This window comes from Planctomycetaceae bacterium, assembly GCA_039680605.1.
Taxonomy (GTDB): Bacteria; Planctomycetota; Phycisphaerae; order SM23-33; family SM23-33; genus JAJFUU01.
Genome location: JBDKTA010000003.1, coordinates 1 through 16773, shown reverse-complemented (window position 1 = coordinate 16773; position 16773 = coordinate 1). Strand labels below are relative to the sequence as shown.

Genomic DNA, 16773 nt, shown 5'->3' with positions numbered 1-16773 from the left:
TGCTCCACGTCATTGGGGTGGACAAAGTTACACGGAATCGGCAAACTTAGGTATCCGCGCCCCGTACTAGTCTTGCCGGCCGGACCCTGCTGTGCCAAGGTGAATCGATTATGGGAAAACTCTGGGCGATCTGCAAAAACACGTTTGTCGAGACGATCCGCCAGCCGATCTACGGCGTGCTGATCCTGGCGACGATCGCGGCGCTGCTGGCCCCGATGGGGATGGGCGCCTACACGCTGGAAACCAACTACGACGAGACCGACCAGAAGATGGTCGAGCAATGGGGCCTGAGCACCCTGCTGGCGGCGGGGCTGTTTATCGCCGCCTTCAGCGCCTCGGGCGCCGTCGCCCGAGAGATCGATGACGGAACGGCTTTGACCGTCCTGACCAAGCCCCTGTCGCGAACGATGTTCGTGCTGGGCAAGTTCGGCGGACTGGCCGCGGCGCTGACCATCGCCTTCTACATCGCCGCGATAGTCATGCTGATGCTCGTGCGCCACAAGGTCGTCGCGTCGGCGTCGACGCCCTTCGACTGGCCGGTGATCGTCCTGGGCCTCACCGCCCTCGCCTGTGCGTTCATCATCGCCGCGGTGGGCAACTTCATGTTCGCCGCGCCGTTCATCAGCACGCTGGTCTGGTCCCTGGCGGCCACCCTGACCGTCGCCATGGGACTGATCGCCTTCATCGGCAAGGGATGGGTCCTCGTGCCCTTCGGACAGGGCGTCGATCCGCAGATCCTGCTCTCGCTGGCGCTGATCCTCATGGCCATCCTGCTGCTGACCGCCGTGGCGGTGGCCGCCGGGACCCGCCTGGGGTCGGTCATGACCCTGGCAGTCATGCTGCTGATCGCCGCGGCGGGAACCGCACACCAGTACCTCTTCGTGAACCTGGCGGGCGACTATCCCATCCTCGGATGGACCGGTCCGCTGCTGCCCAACCTGACGTACTACCTCCAGCTCGACGCGCTGTTCGAGAACCAGCCCCTGCCCAAGTACGACATATGGCGGATGGCCGGCTACACGCTGCTGTACATCACCGCCGCCCTGGCGGTCGGGTCGGCCCTGTTCCAGACGCGGACGCTCGAGTCGCTGTCGAGTTCCAGGGCCCTGCCGCCGCTGGCGGGAATCCTCGCCTGGCTGGGACGCCTGGTCTCGGTCGTTCTGGCCGGGGCGGCTCTGGTGCTGCTGACCACGCCGCGGCTCTACAGTGCCGCAACCTTCATCGCCGCCGGCGCGTGCGTCCTCGCCGCCGTCGGCGGATGGGTATTCTGGGGCCGCTTCGGACACGGCCACAAATGGACGTACTGGTGCGCCCTGGCTCTGTCCGGCGCCGGTCTGCTGGGCGCGGCGGCCTGGGTCGTCTGGCCGGATGCGATCAAGGGTCTGGCCGACGACCGCCTGATCCCCGTGATGACCGCCTGCATCGTGGCGGCCTTGCTCACAGCCCTGATTGTCCCAAGCACGCGACGTCATTTCAGTTCCTGAAGAACCCTTTCACCGCAGAGATCGCAGAGATCGCGGAGGGGGGAATAGAAAGGGAAATTGAGGGTGGCATGGCGACACACGTTTCTGTTTCTTGTGGGTCGCCATGATTCGCCGCGCACGTCCATGGCGACCTGCCTGCCGGCAGGCAGGCCCGCTGAACAACGCGTGTCGCCATCCCACCCCGCTCAATCATTGTTTGTTTTTCACTCATTCTTCTCTGCGTTCTCCGCGATCTCTGCGGTGAATCGCTACGTACACCCATGGCGACCTGCCTGCCGGCAGGCAGGCCCGCTGAACAACGCGTGTCGCCATGCCACCCCGTTTTATTGTTTGTTTCTTGCTCATTCTTCTCTGCGATCTCCGCGATCTCTGCGGTGAATCTACGCCGTCACGCTTTCCACGCGCGGCTGCGAGGCAGCGTCGGGTTCCGGCTCGACGTGCATCTCTTCACCGAAGCGAACCAGGCGGGCGCTGTTGAAGACCACCGCCGTGGCGCCGACCATGTGCAGCACGGCCCCCATCACCGGCGTCAGCACGCCCATGCCGGCCATCACTTCCATCCCCAGGATGAAGATCGCCCCGAAGATCAGGTTCTGGTGTACCACGCGCCGCGTGCGGCGGCTCAGACGCACCAGGAACCCCAGGCGGCGCAGGTCGTTGTTCATCAGGGCGATGCTGGCCGACTTGATCGCCACGTCGCTTCCGGCGGCGCCCATGGCGATGGACAGATCGCCCGCCGCCAGCGCCGGGGCGTCGTTGACGCCGTCGCCGACGACCGCCACCCGATGCCCCTGGCGTTTCAGAGCGGCCACCAGTTCGAGCTTGTCTGCCGGGAGCACCTCGGCCTGGACCTCGGTGCAGCCCATTTCCTTGGCCACGCGTCGGGCGACCGACCAGCGGTCGCCGGTGACCATCACCAGCTCGCGGATCGACAAATCGCGAAGCTCGTCCATGGCGGCGCGGGCTTCCTTGCGGGTGGAGTCTTCCATGCCGATCCAGCCCAGCACCGCCCCGTCGCGCACGACGTAGAGCGTCGAGATGCCCTCGGGCTCGGCGTACTTCTCACCCGACATCGCCGCCATGTTCACGCCCTGCTCTTCCAGCCAGGTGCGGCGGCCGACCATCAACGCCGCGGCGCCCACGCGCCCCCGCACGCCGCGGCCGGGAATCTCCACGAACCCCTGCGCCTCGCCCATCGGCACGCGGGCCTTGCGGGCCACCGCCACCACCGCCTGGGCCACCGGGTGCTTGGAAAGCTGCTCCAGCGACGCCGCCGCCGACAGCAAATCGGCCCCGTCGACGCCCTCTGCCGGCATCAGGCGCGTCACCGACAGCTCGCCGGTGGTGAGCGTTCCGGTCTTGTCGAAGACGAACGCCGACAACTCCCCGGCGACCTCGAGGGTCTTGACATCCTTGATATACACGCCCAGGCGGGCGGCGCACGACAGCGCCGCGACCATCGCCGTGGGCACCGCCACGATCAGCGCGCAGGGGCAGGCCACCACCAGCATCGTCACCAGGCGACCCCACGGGTCCGACGCCCCGGCGGCGCGGCTCATCGCGTACACCACCATCGCCATCATCAGGATCACGGGGGTGTAATAACCGGCGTATTTATCGATCAACCGCATCACGGGAATGCGGCTGCCCTCGGCCTGCAGGATGAGTTTGCGCACGCGGCCGAGGGTGGTGTCCTCGCCGGCGCGGGTGACGGTGACGTCGACCGAGCCGCTGACGTTGGTGGTTCCGGAAAAGACCTCGTCGCCGACGGCCTTCTCGACCGGAAGCGATTCGCCGGTGATGGTGGCCTGGTTGACGGTGCTTTGCCCGGAGAGGACTTGCCCGTCGGCGGGAATGTTGTCGCCGGGTCGCACGCGGACCACGTCGCCGGGGCGCAGGTCCTTGGGGTCGACGAGCTCTTCGTTGCCGTCGGCGAGGCGGTGAGCCTTGCGCGGCGTCAGACGCATCAGGCTCTCGATGCTCGCGCGGGCGCCCAGGGCCGTTCGCGTCTCGATCAGATTGGCCAGCAGCAGAAAGAACGCCACCGCGCCGGCGGCCTGGTAGTCCATCCCGGCGATCGCGGCGATGAAGCCCAGGGCCACCAGTTCGTCCATGTGGCTTTCGCCGGCGAAGAGCCCTTCGAAGGCGTGCATCAGCAGCGGGATGCCCAGCAGCAGCGCCCCGATCAGCGCCAGAGTGGAGCTGTGGAAGTTGACCCCGTCGGGGCCGCCCAGACCGGAAAAGATCCAGTCCGCCGCGTAGGAGATCAGCACCAGCATTCCGCCGGCGAGGATTCCGACAATCAGCAGACTGGCTCGCCCAGTCTGCGCCTCGACCGAGTCGTTCAAAATGTCATGAGCCATTTATCGCGCTCCACCAGTGATCGTGTGGACGGCCGGCCGACGATGCCAGCCCGGGCTTCGCAGATTTTACGAAAGCCCCATAGGACAAGTTCTTAGAAACGAGATTTTATAGGCGATCGCCCCCCCACTTTCAACCCCGCCGCAGGAATCGCATTCCAGCAGCACGGGCGTTTGAGGGGTAGCCCATGCTCTCCGCTCCTGTGGCATGGGCGTCTCGCCCATGCTCCCCGAAACTCCCCGACGCAGCCTCGCCTCGCTCGGCCGCAACCAACCGGAGGTTCTTCGCCGCCCAAATCCTCGATCAGTTTCGCCGGCCGCCGTCGCCGTAGGACCCGGGGCCCCAAGCCAGCCCCCCATGAGCCTCCGTTTGGCCCCTGCCCACGACGCCGGCGGCCTCAACATGCTGCCGCGCGAGCGTCGGAGACTCTGCCCGAAGCCCAAAGCGATAACCTCGCGCCGCGCCTGAAATAGACGTTGGGCAACAGAAAATCCTTTGGGGAAAACAAAGAACCACTGTATTGCAGAAGAAACAAGAAAGGTCGGAATCGCGACTGGAGTTGGAATTGAGGTATCTGTCCTACTCGCTCCCCGTGTGTAAATGGCCTTACCATTTAAGTACAGAGAATTCGTGGGAACGGGACCCTGTTCCACCGTGGGTCAGAACGCCCGGAAAACGTTTGCTATCAGGGCGGCTGGTTGTGAAAATCCTATGCTGGCGGCGACAATTCTTTGGCCCGCGCCGCGGAAAGCCGTTAGTGGGAAGGTGTCTTTTATGTCCATGACAGAACGCAAAGTAACCATCACGGCAACGGCTTCCCGGGTATTGACATTTCAGAGGCCGTGTGACCGCTGCGGGATCACGTACGAGTTTGAACATGAGGTTACCGCTCACGGCTCTGCCAGTAGTACTCGGATGCTGACGGCAGGCGGGGACAACTCCGAAGAGTCCCAGGCAAGATGGCTGAGAGTGCAGGCAGCTGCGGACGCGCAGAACAAGCTGGCCGAGGAGATTCTGAAGGAGGGAAACGACGCTGACCTGTTTGGCGTTCCGTGCCCTCACTGCAAACTGATTCCCAAACGAATCATCCACGCAGTGTTCACCGACTCCCCGGTCAAAGAGTTTATGCGTTTGTACGTTCCTGATGGAAGTGAGGTGCGCACAGGTTTGTTGATCGCAATGGTGGTTACTGTTGTTGCCATACCTGCGTTGCTCTTTGGAACTAAATGGCTGATATACGGCGGTACTCTTCAGTCGGAGGCATTTAAGGAAACAGTCTTCACATCTATACGGTTTTGGGGAGGGGCGGCTGCGTTGCTTGGCCTGATTGGCTTGGCAGGGGTGTGGGAACAGATAACGAATGTTTGTAATGCGATTCGGCTTAGCCGGAAAAGACGCAGTCTTAGCCAGCGAATTGAGGCGGCCTTGTCAGGGATGCCGCCGATCGAATTTGACAGGCTGATGACGGCGATATGTAGTAAGTTCGGCTGCAGGACACGTTGGGATTTAGCCTCGCGTATTAAATCGGACTTCGAGGGGATCGAGGAGATAATACTTCCGGGGACAGACGGACCATCTGTTTTGCGCCCCAGCAGGCCGTGACCTTGGAGGAGTGCTAAAGTTACTTCCGTAGTTCTCGGCTACGCTACAGATGACTGGGGGATTAAAGGGGTCAGGATTAAAGGGGTCAGGTACCTTTTTCTGCCTTTCGTGGTCGACCGCGGGGGCGGAGGGTGCTTTCCAGGCCCCATTCTGCGGCCATCCGCTTGACCCACGCCTCGCGGCCGAACGGGACGCCCCGTTCGATGCACCGCTGCAGGGCCGCCAGTTCCTTGTCCGTGTGCGGGCGGTTCACCCAGTCGATCCAATCATCCGGCAGGCCGCCCGGCGGCGGCGTCAGCGGCACGAGGGCCTCCCCCGCCTCCAGCCGCGCGTGGGCGCTGCCCCACGGCCACGCCTGCGCCCGCGTCGCCAGACCGGCCTTGACGGCGTTACGCTCGACATATCGCAGCACCGACAGCACCGCGTCGCCGCCTTCGAGCACGCCCATCGCCCGCTGCGCCGCCGGCGGCCGCGTCTGCTCGATCAGAAAACTCTTGAACCGCCCCTGGTAGACGTGCCCGGCCCCGGCCGTGCCGCGGCGGGCATGCATGCGCTGGGTGTGCGTGAGCGTCACCCACTGCATGAAGGCCGACAGGTCGCCGTCCTCGCGCGGCCAGAGCACCAGGTGCCAGTGATTGGGCATGACGCAATAGCCGATGGTGCGCATGGACACGCGCTCATGTGCGGCCGCCAGCACGTCAAGGAATAACTCGTAATCGCCTTGGCCGTGGAACAAAGTCTGCCGCCCGTTGGAGCGGTTGAGCACATGATAGACGTACCCGCCCAAGTTGACGCGAGGACTGCGAGGCATGGCCCATACGATACCACGAATCCATCGAAGGTCAAGCAGAAACGGTACCTGACCCCTTTATACCCCCTCCACGATATCCAGTAGTAGCCCAAACGCCGTGGCCGTTGTTTGACGACACAACGGTACGTTGCCTTCTTACCTCTGCGTCGTGGTTGTTATGGCTTTGTGGTTAAGCGTCATCAGGCTGGCGAGCGTGTGACTTTCAGATGTGATATCGCTGATTTTGCGGCTGTTATCGGACCTTTAGATTTCTTCCATTCCTTTTAAGTATTTTATTTTCAAATATTTATGAAATACTACGCTTCGTTGTTTGTGCCAAAACAGACAAGAAAAGACAAGGAAGAGGCAATGTCATTTTTGAAATTTTTTGAAATTCGTTGTTGCCCATCGTCGCCGCGTTCCGCGAAACTGCTGTGAAAAGTACAACAAAGTGCAAGGAAGTGGAATTGTGGTATAGGTGATCATCCGTTGGCCAGCGGCGGTGCGGCGGGCGACGGGTCGTCGCAGATGAGCTGTTCCGAGCCGGCGGGCTTCTGGCCGGGCAGGACGGGGTAGGCGATGCGGCTGTGATAGATGCCGCAGATGCTCTTGATGAGCGAGGTTTCGACGCGATGGACTTCCTGCAGGGTCATCTCGCACTCGTCGAGCTGCCCGTCCATCAGGCGACGCGAGACCATGGTGCGGACCTGGTCCTCGATCTGCCCGGGCGTGGGATTGGCCAGCGACCGCACGGACGATTCTGCCGCGTCGGCGAGCATCAGGATTCCCGCTTCCTTCGAGGCGGGCTTGGGGCCGCCGTAGCGGAATTCCTGCTCGTCGGGCACGCGGTCGCCGTTCTTCTGGCGGGTGGCCTCGTGGTAGAAATACTGCACCAGCGTCGTGCCGTGGTGCGTGGCGATGAACTGGTGGAGGACCTTGGGCAAGGCGTACTGGTACGCCATCTCCAGCCCGTCTTTGACGTGGGCGATAATGACCAGCATGCTCATCGTCGGCGAGAGCCCGTCGTGGGTGGAGTCGCCGCCGGTGTTCTCGCTGAAATAGTGGGGCTTGTTGATCTTGCCGATGTCGTGATAGTACGCCCCCACCCGCGCCATCAGCCCGCGGGCGCCGATGGCCTCGGCGGCCGATTCGCAGATGGCCCCCAGTTGCAGCGAGTGGTTGTAGGTTCCGGGGGCTTCCATCGCCAGGCGTTTGAGCAGGGGCTTGGAGGCGTCGCACCACTCCAGCAGCGTCATGCTGGTCGCCACGTTGAACATCCGCTCGATCAGCGGCAGGACGCCCTGGATGAGGAACCCCGCCAGCAAGGCAAAGCCCGCCGCCCAGGCGGCGTTGAGAGCGATGAACGGCAGCGGCACGTCCGCGGCGATCCCCAGCGCCGCCGTCGCCAGCAGCACCACCAGCGCCGCGACGGCCGAGACCTCGATCAGCTTGCTGCGCCGGCGCACCTCGTTGAGGAAGACGATGCTTCCAGCCATGCCCGCCAGCAGCACCAGCAGCAGGCTCATATCGCCGCGCAACTGCAGGACGGTCATCATCGCCAGGACGGTGCCCATGGCGATGGAGAAGCGGTGGTTGTAGGCGATGGTCAGGACGGTGGTGGTCATGATGACCGGCAGCACGGCGGCGTGCGGGTTCCAGCCCAGGCCCTGCACCATGACCTTGCTGACAGCCAGCATGCCCAGCATGACCACCGCCACGGTCAGCCCGTGCCAGAACGAGGCGATGATCTGCCTCTGGTATCGCCAGACGTATCGGCAGAGGACGGCCATCAGCAGCAGCAGGATGCCCGCGCGGGCCATGACGCGGCGCCAGGGGGCCCAGGAGTCTTGCCCGCTTTCCTGCTGCAGGAAGGCCTCCTGCTCGCGGGCCAGCAGTTGCAGGTCGTCCTGCGTCAGGGCCTTGGGTCGCAGATCGCCGTCGCGGCGGCTGGCGCGAACGAGCACCTGCCCGGCGACGTACTTTTCTACCGGCGGCTGGCTCTTGAGCCGGGCGACGCGTTCGTCGATGTCCTTGATGCTGGCGGCGGTGTCCTTGGAATACAGCGGCGGGCGGCTGCCCACCAGCATGCCCAGCAGATACGTCTTGATGTCGGCGCGGATGGGCGGGTCGAAGACCGACGCCAAATTCTCGGTCTCCTCGCCGACTTCTGAGGAGCGGTCGCCGCGGACCAGGGCCTGGAGGTCTTTAAGCTCGCGCCCGCCGGGATACACCAGCCAGACGTCCGTGACGGCGCGCTTTTGCTGCTCGGCGATCTCCTCGCTGTTGATGATCGCCGAACGCCGCAGGCGATCCTTGAGCTGGTCCATCTCGCGCTGGTACTGCTCCCTGCCTGCCGCGGTCAGATACGGCCCCCACGCCGAGAGGCTCCTGCCGCCGTCCATGCCGAACTTCTTGAGCAGCACCAACGCCTGCCCCTGTCGCGTGGTGGGGGCCACGCCCGACGCCGGGGCCGAGGTTGGCGGCGAGAACATCGGCGAAACCGCCTCGAGGGCCTCTGGAAGGGCTGACAGGTCATTGAGGATGTCGCCGGCCAATTGCTCATTGAAGGCGAAGGTCGCCGGGGCGGACTGGTTGGCGTTGCTGATGCCCTCTCGCAGGAGGTGCTCGGGATGGGTCTGAAAATCCACGCGCGAGTGAATGTCGGCGGGCACGTACTGCCCTTCGAGGTATCGCAGCGGGTCCAGCGGGCGGATGTCCAGCAGCAGCACGCCGGCGAAAAACATCGCCGCCAGCATCAGCCCGCGCGGGCCGCCGGCCTCGCGAAAGTGCAGCCACGGATTGGCCACCATCGCCACTGTGCGGCGGCGAACGTCCAGGCGGCGCGACTTCAGTTTTTTCTTAAACGGCCACATCGTCTTGATTCTCTACGCCGGCGGGGTCGTTGGCAACGACTTAATACGTGGCCCGGCCTCTCCAGGTCGATCATTGACACCGAAACAACGGGCAGGGTGGAAGAATGGAATGCTGGAATGATGGGTTGCGCAGATTCAGCGTTTCTTCCAGTATTCCATTATTCCATTATTCCATTCTTGCTCAGCGGTCTCTGCGATCTCTGCGGTGAAGTATGTGGACACAGGCTGGAAAGCCTGTGCCACGGGATCAGCGGGTTTCGGTTCGCCCATAGGCGTCGACGATGTTCTGAACCAGCTTGTGGCGGACGATGTCCTCGCGGTCCAGTTCCACAAATGCCAGGCCCTTGATGCCTGAGAGGCGGCGCTTGGCGTCGAGCAGGCCGCTGCCGGCCTCGGGGGGCAGGTCGATCTGGCTGTCGTCGCCGGTGACGACCATCTTGGACCCGTTGCCCATTCGCGTCAGGAACATCAGCATCTGCGAGGTGGTGGTGTTCTGGGCCTCGTCGAGAATGATCACCGAGTCGTTGAGCGTGCGTCCGCGCATGAAAGCCAGCGGGATCACCTCGATCATGTCGTTGGCCATGAAGCGGCGGATCTGCTCGTAGGCCATCATGTCGTGCAGGGCGTCGAACAGCGGGCGCAGGTACGGGTTGACCTTGGCCTGCATGTCGCCGGGCAGGAAGCCCAGTTTCTCTCCGGCCTCGACGGCCGGGCGGGCCAATATCAGGCGCTTGGCCTTTTCGTGCTTGAGCAGATGCACCGCGTACGCCACGGCCAGGTAGGTCTTGCCCGTTCCGGCAGGACCGGTGCAGAAGACCAGGTCGCAGGCCTGCATGGCGTCGATGTATCGCCGCTGCCCGGGGGTCTTGGGGCTGATGATCTGGCTTTCGCCGCAGACGTCGAGGCTTCCGGACATCTCCTCGACGCTTCCGGCGAGCTTGACCAGCACGTCGGCGACGGTCTCGGGGGTGATGCGGCGGTTCTCGCGCAGGGCGCGCTGAAGGTCGTCGATGACGGCCGCCGCTCGGGACACGTTGCGGTTGCGCCCGGTGATGGTGACTTGCCCGCCCCGGGCGAAGATCTGCACGGCCAGGGCGTCACGGATCATCTTCAGGTGCCGGTCGGCCTGGCCAAACAGCGCCGCGCGTTTTTCGGGCTGCTCCAGGGTGATGTTCAGTTCCATAAGCTACCGTGCCGGACAGGGCGTAATGCTCGTGTCGGTGGCGTTCTGGGGAATGCCGCCGGCGGTCCCGGCGGCGTTCTTATAAATGTTATCGCTCTTGAACCCGATCGTGTAGGGGCTGGCGGTGCTGGGATGTTTCTTGAAGTCGACGTTTCGGTCGGCCGTCATCACCACGACGCCGTCCTTGTGATTGCGATTGTCGACGTTGTCAACGCCGGCGGCAGTCAACGGGTTGCGGTCGGCCATGATGACCATGCCCGGCGCGAGATTGGTGGCGATGGGCGCCTTGTTCAGCGGCGCGGTGTCGGCCACCTGGGAGGCGTAAGGCCACTGGATGCCGTACGAGAAGTTGCCGGCGCTGACCCATCCGTACTTGTCGGAACTGGTGCGCGGGGCCCATCCGTTGGTGTCGGAGGGGCAATGGAAGGCGATGTCGGGCACGTACTCCTCGGCGATGAGTCGGTAGACGTTCTGCATGGCGTTGGGCTTGGCGCTGTCGAGCGTTTCGATGTCATTGGAGGTGCCTGTGGCGGTGGTGTTGGGGTTGCCCTCGGTGAACACCAGCGGAAAGGCCAGCTTTCCATTCTGGGATTTGCTGCTGGTGGCCTGCCAACTGCCGATGGCTTTGGCGATGGTCGACATATTGGTCATGCACGCGGTAAGGCGCGCCTGGGCGATCTTGCTGCCGATGACGGGCACCAGGATCGACACCAGCACGAGAATGATGGCGATCACCACAAGCAGTTCGACAAGAGTGAATGCGCGTTTTGCCATGGGTACCTCTCCTTGCGGGGGCTCGGGGGTGGGAGGCTTGCTTTACCTGAACATATTATCGCACGCAGCCGCCCTCACAACCATGTTTTTTCTTTGGGTTCATGACGCTTCACCGCGGAGATCGCGGAGACCGCAGAGATACATCGGATAACATGCGTGGACGTATTGGTTGTCGCCGCCTCGGCGCCACCGCGACCGCAGATTCCCTGTTTTGAGCTGTTTGCTTCTCTGCGGTCTCTGCGGTGCATGCAGGAAAGGGCTGGGCGACCCGGTGGTACGCCCAGCCCTTTGATCAGCAGATACTACAGCATGTCACTGCATCAGTTGCCCAGAATCACCCAGTCGGTTTTGCTGACGGGCGGCGTGACGGTCGCGGAGGTCACGACAATGGGAGTCGCTGCCGCGGTGGCATAGATCTCGTCGCCGTTGATCACCGAATCCGGCGTGGCGGGCTGGTGGAAGACCACGTTGCCGGCCTGCGTCAGGTACGCCAGACCACTGCCGTGGTTCTGGTATCCAGCCGCACTGGTCACCACGGCGGTCGCCGAACGGGTGAGCATGTCGGCCATCAGCACGCCAGTGGGCTTCAGAGCCGTCGGCGTCGCGGTGTCGCTATCATAGGTGATAGCCGGGTTGGCATTGTTCGTATCGGCGCCGTCAGAGTCAAACGGGCACTGAATGCCGTACGAGAAGTTGCGTTTGTCGGCCCAACCATAGGGGGCCGTCGACAGCGCAACGACCCGCTGAATCCAACCGGTTGTCGAGTTGCCGTCGCCGCCGCACTTGAAGGCGGTTTCCGGGACAAGGCCGGCGCCGATCAACTTCCAGACCTGGTTCATCGGAGTGACCGAGACCGTATCGACAGTCGCGGCCTGCGTGTAGGTCGTCGCACCGCAATCGCCAGTGGCAGCGGCACGGGCAAACTGTCCACCGTTCTTGGTTGCATACTCTCTGAACGCTCCGCCGATGGTCTTGAGGTTGGTCAGGCAGGCCGTCTTGCGGGCCTCGGCCAACGCGTTGCCGATCACGGGCACCAGGATCGCCACCAACACGGCGATGATCGCGATGACCACCAACAGCTCAACCAGTGTAAACGCATTTCGTTTCATGGTACTGCTCCAATAATGCGCCGATGAGATTCTGGCCGATGACGTATTTATAAGGACAATCTCTCGCCAGAAGCCGCACCGACTAGGCCGCCAAGGCGGCCTGGTTTGTTCGCCATACGCCCGGCCCCACGGCCGAGCATCCGACTAATCGCTACGCATATGTCAACTTTTTGGCCCACCGATGGCCGCAAAGGGAGAATAGGATCGGCCGACCTGCATACAGTGGCCCGTGCCGTCTGCATACACGCCGACCCGGCTCCTTTAGCCGGTACATCGTTCGGTGGAAAAGGTGGGACAAGGCAGAAAAAATACGACATATAAGGGCAGATAGCTGACCTCGGCCACCTTTGCCATGTTAAATATACTCCCGCCACCATCGACAGGTCAACAACGGCGCGATATTTTTTCCGTCGGGCAGTTCCGTACCGCGTGGTCAAAACCGGAAAACCCAGCCAGACGAAACTTCATCATAATCATTTGTTACAACGTTAAATATGCATGTTAGCTTTCCGGGCGTCTCACCAATCGGCGGCTGTCCGATTCAGATATTCTGTGACTCCACGAAAAATTTCTTCCGCCGCACGCTGGACAGGTTGCGTTTCATCACAGCAACTTCTCGTCGGCGAGTTACCCTCGCCCGAAAAACCGCGCGGGGCAAGCCCCGCCGCTAACGTCTGGAATCAATACCGTCAATACCTTCCATGCATGACGAGGGCATTGACATCGCCCTGCGGCGGCCATACCTTTGCAGTGCCCGTGAACGCCTGATGGAGTAGCGCCTCAAATGCCTGACGTCAACGCCATCGCCGCCGCCCTGGCCCAGCATGGGCAGTCGCACGTGCTGCAGTTCTATAAGGATCTGCCGCCCGAAAGCCAATCGGCATTGCTGCGCCAGATCGAGCAGATCGACCTGGACGAACTCGACCGCCTGATCGCCCAGTACGTGCGGGTGCGCCCCGCCGCCGAGGTCGCGGGCAAGATCGAGCCCGCCACGGTCGTTTCGCCGCGCGACGACAAAACCGCCGGCGAACTCGAAACTGCTCGCCAACGCGGGCAGGAACTCATCAACGCGGGCAAGGTGGCGGCCTTCGTCGTCGCCGGCGGGCAGGGAACCCGCCTGGGCTTCGACGGACCCAAGGGCTGCCTGCCTGCCACGCCCGTGGCCAACAAGCCGCTGTTCCAGGTGTTCGCCGAGCAGATCCTGGCCGCCTCGCGGCGCAGCGGCAAGGCGATTCCCTGGTACATCATGACCTCGCCGCTCAACGACGCGCCGACTCGGGCGTTCTTCCGCCAGCAGAACCATTTCGGCCTCGATGGCGCCGATGTGTTCTTTCTGGTTCAGGGCACGATGCCCGCTATCAGCCTGGGCTGCCCCGGCGGTCCGGCGGCGGGCAAGCTGCTGCTGGAGCAGCGCGACGCCCTGGCGACCAGCCCCAACGGTCACGGCGGGGCGATGACGGCCTTGCGCCAAAGCGGCGCGCTGGACGACATGGCGCGGCGCGGGATCGAGTTGATCAGTTACTTCCAGGTGGACAATCCGCTGGTGCGCGTGATCGACCCGCTGCTGCTGGGCCTGCACCACCTGCGCGGCGCCGAGGCCAGCGCCAAGAGCCTGCCCAAGCGCGATCCGATGGAGAAGGTGGGCAACTTCTGCCTCGTCGACGGCAAGGTCAGCGTGATCGAGTATTCCGACATGCCCGACGAACTGGCCCGCGCCACCACGCCCGACGGGCGCCTGCTCTACGGGGCCGGCAGCATCGCCATCCACGCCTTCTCGCGCACGTTCGTCGAGCGGCTGACCGCCGGCGGGCGAACGATGCTGCCCTTCCACCGCGCGGACAAGAAGGTGCCCTTTCTGGACGAGAGCGGCCGCCGCGTCGAGCCCGAGCGCCCCAACGCCGTCAAGCTCGAGATGTTCATTTTCGACGCCCTGCCCCTGGCGCGCCAGACGGTGATTCTCGAAACCGACCGTAGCGAGGAGTTCAGCCCCATCAAGAACGCCGCCGGCCTGGACTCGCCCGCCACCAGCCTGCACGACCAGGTGCGGCGGGCGGCGGCGTGGCTCGAGGCCGCCGGCGTGAGCGTCCCGCGCGACGCCGACGGACAGGTCGCCGCGGCGATCGAGATCTCGCCGCTGTACGCCGACAGTCCCGAGGCCCTGGCCCAGCGCGTCGGAGCCGGCCTGACGATAACGCCGGGGCAGAGGCTGTACCTGTGCGACCCGCCGCGATAGGATGACCTCATGAGCCTTCCGCAGATCATCGCGTTCATGAACCCGTTCAAACCGGGCCTGAAAGAAAAGGTCGATGCCCTGCGTCCCTGGCTGAAGCAGCGCGTCGAGATCGTCGCCGAACTGAACTCCGGCGACGTGGTGCCTGACGATCTGCCCCAGGCCGGTCTGTGCGTGATCTTCGGCGGCGACGGCACGCTGCTGGCGGCCGCCCGCGCTCTGGCGCCGCGCGGTCTGCCGCTGCTGGGCGTCAACTTCGGCAAGCTGGGATTCCTCGCCGAGTTCAGCGTCGACGATCTTCGCCGGCACCTGGAGGCGACGCTGTCGGGGCAGGTGCCCATCTCGCAGCGCATGATGCTCGACGTCAGCGTGTACGGGACCTGCCGGGACTCGCTGCCGCTTTTCACGTCGCTGGCGACCAATGACGTCGCGGTCTCGGGCGGTCACCCCTTCCGCATGATCGAGCTGACCGTCACGCAGGGCGACGTACACGTGGTGCGATACTATGGCGACGGCCTGGTCGTCTCGACGCCGACGGGCTCGACGGGCTACAACATGTCAGCCGGCGGGCCGATCCTCGAGCCGACCATCGACGCCATCGCCATCACGCCGGTGGCGCCGCACACGCTGTCGATGCGCCCGATCGTGGTGGCCAGCACCGAGCCGATCCGCATCACCGCCACGGCGGTCAATCAGGGAACGACCGTCAGCGTCGACGGGCAGATCAACAGCCCGCTCTGCACCGGCAGCCGCGTGGAGATCCGCCGCAGCAACGTGTCGGCACGGATCGTCACCCACCCGCAGCGGACGTTCTTCAGCACCCTGACCGACAAGCTCGACTGGGGAACCGACCCCCACCAGTAGCACAGGCGTCTCGCCCGTGAGTGGCACAGGCGTCTCGCCCATGCATCCCCGGTGACGAAGAACGGATGGATGGGTGGATGGGTGGATGATTGGATGGATGGATTTTTCGTCCTCGTCCTCGTCGTCGGTTGTTGCCCCGAACGGTTTTTCTTCTTATAGAGGCATCATGAGCACCATCGGCATCGGCATCATCGGTTGCGGCGAACGCATGCGGCACGTCATGGGCGCTCTACTGGGCGGGCGCAGCGGGCTGGAGGTCACAGCCGTCTGCGACCCCTCCGGCAAAGCGGTCGATCGCGCGCGGGAGACCTTCGCAAAGAACGCCCGCGTCTACGCGGACTATCACGACCTCGTCGCCGACGCGGCGGTCGATTGGGTCATGGTCGGGTCGTGGAACTGCTTCCACCCCCAGCACGTGATCGCGGCCTTCCAGGCGCACAAGCACGTCTTCTGCGAGAAGCCCCTGGCTATCACGCTCGACGACTGCCAGGCGATGCGCGACGCGTGGCTGGCTGCCGACAAGACCTTCGTCATCGGCTACACGCTGCGCTACTCGCCGCTGTATCGCAAGATCCGCCAGCTCATCCACGGCGGGGCCATCGGTGAGCTGATCAGCCTGGAGTTCAACGAGACGCTGCCCTTCGGGCATGGTGGGTGGATCCACGCCGACTGGCGCCGCCACAGCCGCAACGCCGGAACGCACCTGCTGGAGAAATGCTCGCACGACGTGGACCTGGTCAACTGGTATGTCGGTGCCCTGGCGTCGCGCGTGGCGTCGTTCGGCGGGTGCGACTACTTCGTGCCCAAGAACGCCTGGCACGTGCAGCGGATCGGCCCAGCGCCCGACGGCAAGCAGCCCTACGGCGACTGGTGGGAAGTCATGGGCTACGCCAAGCCGCCGGCCGACTGCTTCGGCACCGATAAGGACATCGTCGACAACCAGGTCGCGATCATCGAATACGCCAACCGCGTGCGGGCGACGTTCCATACGAACCTGCACTCGGGCCTGCCCGAGCGGCGGATGTACATCTGCGGCACCGAAGGCGCCATTCGCGCCGACTCGACGGCCGGCACGCTGCAGCTCGGCCGCATCGCCTGGGGCGCGCCTGTCGAGACCATCCCCTTCGACAATGCCGGCGAACACGCCGGCGGCGACGCGATCCTCGCCGCCGAGCTCGCCGCCACCATGCTTGAAGGCGCGGCGCCGGTCGTCTCGATGGAAGAGGCCCTCAAGGCCGCCGTCACCTGCCTGGCCATCGACAAGTCCCTCACCAGCGGCACGGTCGTCGACGTGGCCGAAAGCTGGAAGCGATTCGGAATGATCGCCAAGTAAGAGGGAACCGGGAGCAGGGAACCGGGAACCAGTTCCCAGTTTTTGTATAGGGGTAGGGAGATCCGGTTGTTAACCGGTTCCCCCTCCCTCCGAACCGGACGGGCGGGTCTCCCGCATCCGGCTCTCCAGTTGGTGGTTCACCCACGGGGGGATTGACGCAAGATGCCTTG

At 63.9% G+C, this 16773-nt stretch carries 11 protein-coding genes; 5 read left to right on the top strand and 6 right to left on the bottom strand.

Annotated elements, in window-relative coordinates; translation table 11 throughout:
• Positions 1 to 110: 110 nt before the first annotated feature.
• Entirely contained in the window at positions 111 to 1484 is a 1374-nt protein-coding gene (locus tag ABFD92_00245; GenBank protein MEN6502941.1) for an ABC transporter permease, read from the top strand.
• Positions 1485 to 1864: 380 nt separating this feature from the next.
• On the opposite strand, the gene ABFD92_00240 is transcribed toward ABFD92_00245, so the two are convergent.
• A complete protein-coding gene (locus ABFD92_00240) occupies positions 1865 to 3847 on the bottom strand; it encodes a cation-translocating P-type ATPase (protein MEN6502940.1) in 1983 nt (660 codons plus the stop codon).
• A 772-nt stretch (positions 3848 to 4619) separates the two neighbouring features.
• Here ABFD92_00240 and ABFD92_00235 point away from each other — a divergent pair.
• A complete protein-coding gene (locus ABFD92_00235) occupies positions 4620 to 5447 on the top strand; it encodes a hypothetical protein (protein MEN6502939.1) in 828 nt (275 codons plus the stop codon).
• Between the two features lie 85 nt (positions 5448 to 5532).
• Here the strand turns inward: ABFD92_00235 and ABFD92_00230 are convergent, their stop codons facing one another.
• The 5 genes from ABFD92_00230 to ABFD92_00210 form a co-directional block, all read right to left on the bottom strand.
• Positions 5533 to 6258 (bottom strand): transposase, encoded by a 726-nt coding sequence (locus ABFD92_00230; protein MEN6502938.1) that lies wholly within the window; start codon positions 6256 to 6258, stop codon positions 5533 to 5535.
• A gap of 461 nt (positions 6259 to 6719) precedes the next feature.
• Entirely contained in the window at positions 6720 to 9110 is a 2391-nt protein-coding gene (locus ABFD92_00225; GenBank protein ID MEN6502937.1) for an HDIG domain-containing metalloprotein, read from the bottom strand.
• Positions 9111 to 9357: 247 nt separating this feature from the next.
• Complete coding sequence (locus ABFD92_00220) at positions 9358 to 10293, bottom strand: PhoH family protein (GenBank protein ID MEN6502936.1); 936 nt, start codon at positions 10291 to 10293, stop codon at positions 9358 to 9360.
• A 3-nt stretch (positions 10294 to 10296) separates the two neighbouring features.
• Positions 10297 to 11067, bottom strand: coding sequence for a type II secretion system protein (locus tag ABFD92_00215; GenBank protein ID MEN6502935.1), 771 nt, complete (start codon positions 11065 to 11067; stop codon positions 10297 to 10299).
• A 320-nt stretch (positions 11068 to 11387) separates the two neighbouring features.
• Positions 11388 to 12176, bottom strand: coding sequence for a type II secretion system protein (locus ABFD92_00210; protein MEN6502934.1), 789 nt, complete (start codon positions 12174 to 12176; stop codon positions 11388 to 11390).
• A 784-nt stretch (positions 12177 to 12960) separates the two neighbouring features.
• On the opposite strand from ABFD92_00210, the gene ABFD92_00205 reads away from it, so the two are divergent.
• The 3 genes from ABFD92_00205 to ABFD92_00195 all read left to right on the top strand — a co-directional run bounded on the left by ABFD92_00205 (position 12961) and on the right by ABFD92_00195 (position 16603).
• The gene (locus tag ABFD92_00205; GenBank protein ID MEN6502933.1) at positions 12961 to 14409 is read left to right on the top strand and encodes a UDPGP type 1 family protein; all 1449 of its coding nucleotides are present in this window, start codon (positions 12961 to 12963) and stop codon (positions 14407 to 14409) included.
• 9 nt (positions 14410 to 14418) lie between these two features.
• Complete coding sequence (locus ABFD92_00200; protein ID MEN6502932.1) at positions 14419 to 15270, top strand: NAD(+)/NADH kinase; 852 nt, start codon at positions 14419 to 14421, stop codon at positions 15268 to 15270.
• Between the two features lie 166 nt (positions 15271 to 15436).
• Positions 15437 to 16603 (top strand): Gfo/Idh/MocA family oxidoreductase, encoded by a 1167-nt coding sequence (locus ABFD92_00195; protein MEN6502931.1) that lies wholly within the window; start codon positions 15437 to 15439, stop codon positions 16601 to 16603.
• Positions 16604 to 16773: the final 170 nt, after the last annotated feature.

Coding starts and splice junctions, on each gene's coding strand:
- ABFD92_00245 (MEN6502941.1), top strand. CDS start 111: ATGGGAAAACTCTGGGCGATCTGCAAAAACACGTTTGTCGAGACGATC.
- ABFD92_00240 (MEN6502940.1), bottom strand. CDS start 3,847: ATGGCTCATGACATTTTGAACGACTCGGTCGAGGCGCAGACTGGGCGA.
- ABFD92_00235 (MEN6502939.1), top strand. CDS start 4,620: ATGTCCATGACAGAACGCAAAGTAACCATCACGGCAACGGCTTCCCGG.
- ABFD92_00230 (MEN6502938.1), bottom strand. CDS start 6,258: ATGCCTCGCAGTCCTCGCGTCAACTTGGGCGGGTACGTCTATCATGTG.
- ABFD92_00225 (MEN6502937.1), bottom strand. CDS start 9,110: ATGTGGCCGTTTAAGAAAAAACTGAAGTCGCGCCGCCTGGACGTTCGC.
- ABFD92_00220 (MEN6502936.1), bottom strand. CDS start 10,293: ATGGAACTGAACATCACCCTGGAGCAGCCCGAAAAACGCGCGGCGCTG.
- ABFD92_00215 (MEN6502935.1), bottom strand. CDS start 11,067: ATGGCAAAACGCGCATTCACTCTTGTCGAACTGCTTGTGGTGATCGCC.
- ABFD92_00210 (MEN6502934.1), bottom strand. CDS start 12,176: ATGAAACGAAATGCGTTTACACTGGTTGAGCTGTTGGTGGTCATCGCG.
- ABFD92_00205 (MEN6502933.1), top strand. CDS start 12,961: ATGCCTGACGTCAACGCCATCGCCGCCGCCCTGGCCCAGCATGGGCAG.
- ABFD92_00200 (MEN6502932.1), top strand. CDS start 14,419: ATGAGCCTTCCGCAGATCATCGCGTTCATGAACCCGTTCAAACCGGGC.
- ABFD92_00195 (MEN6502931.1), top strand. CDS start 15,437: ATGAGCACCATCGGCATCGGCATCATCGGTTGCGGCGAACGCATGCGG.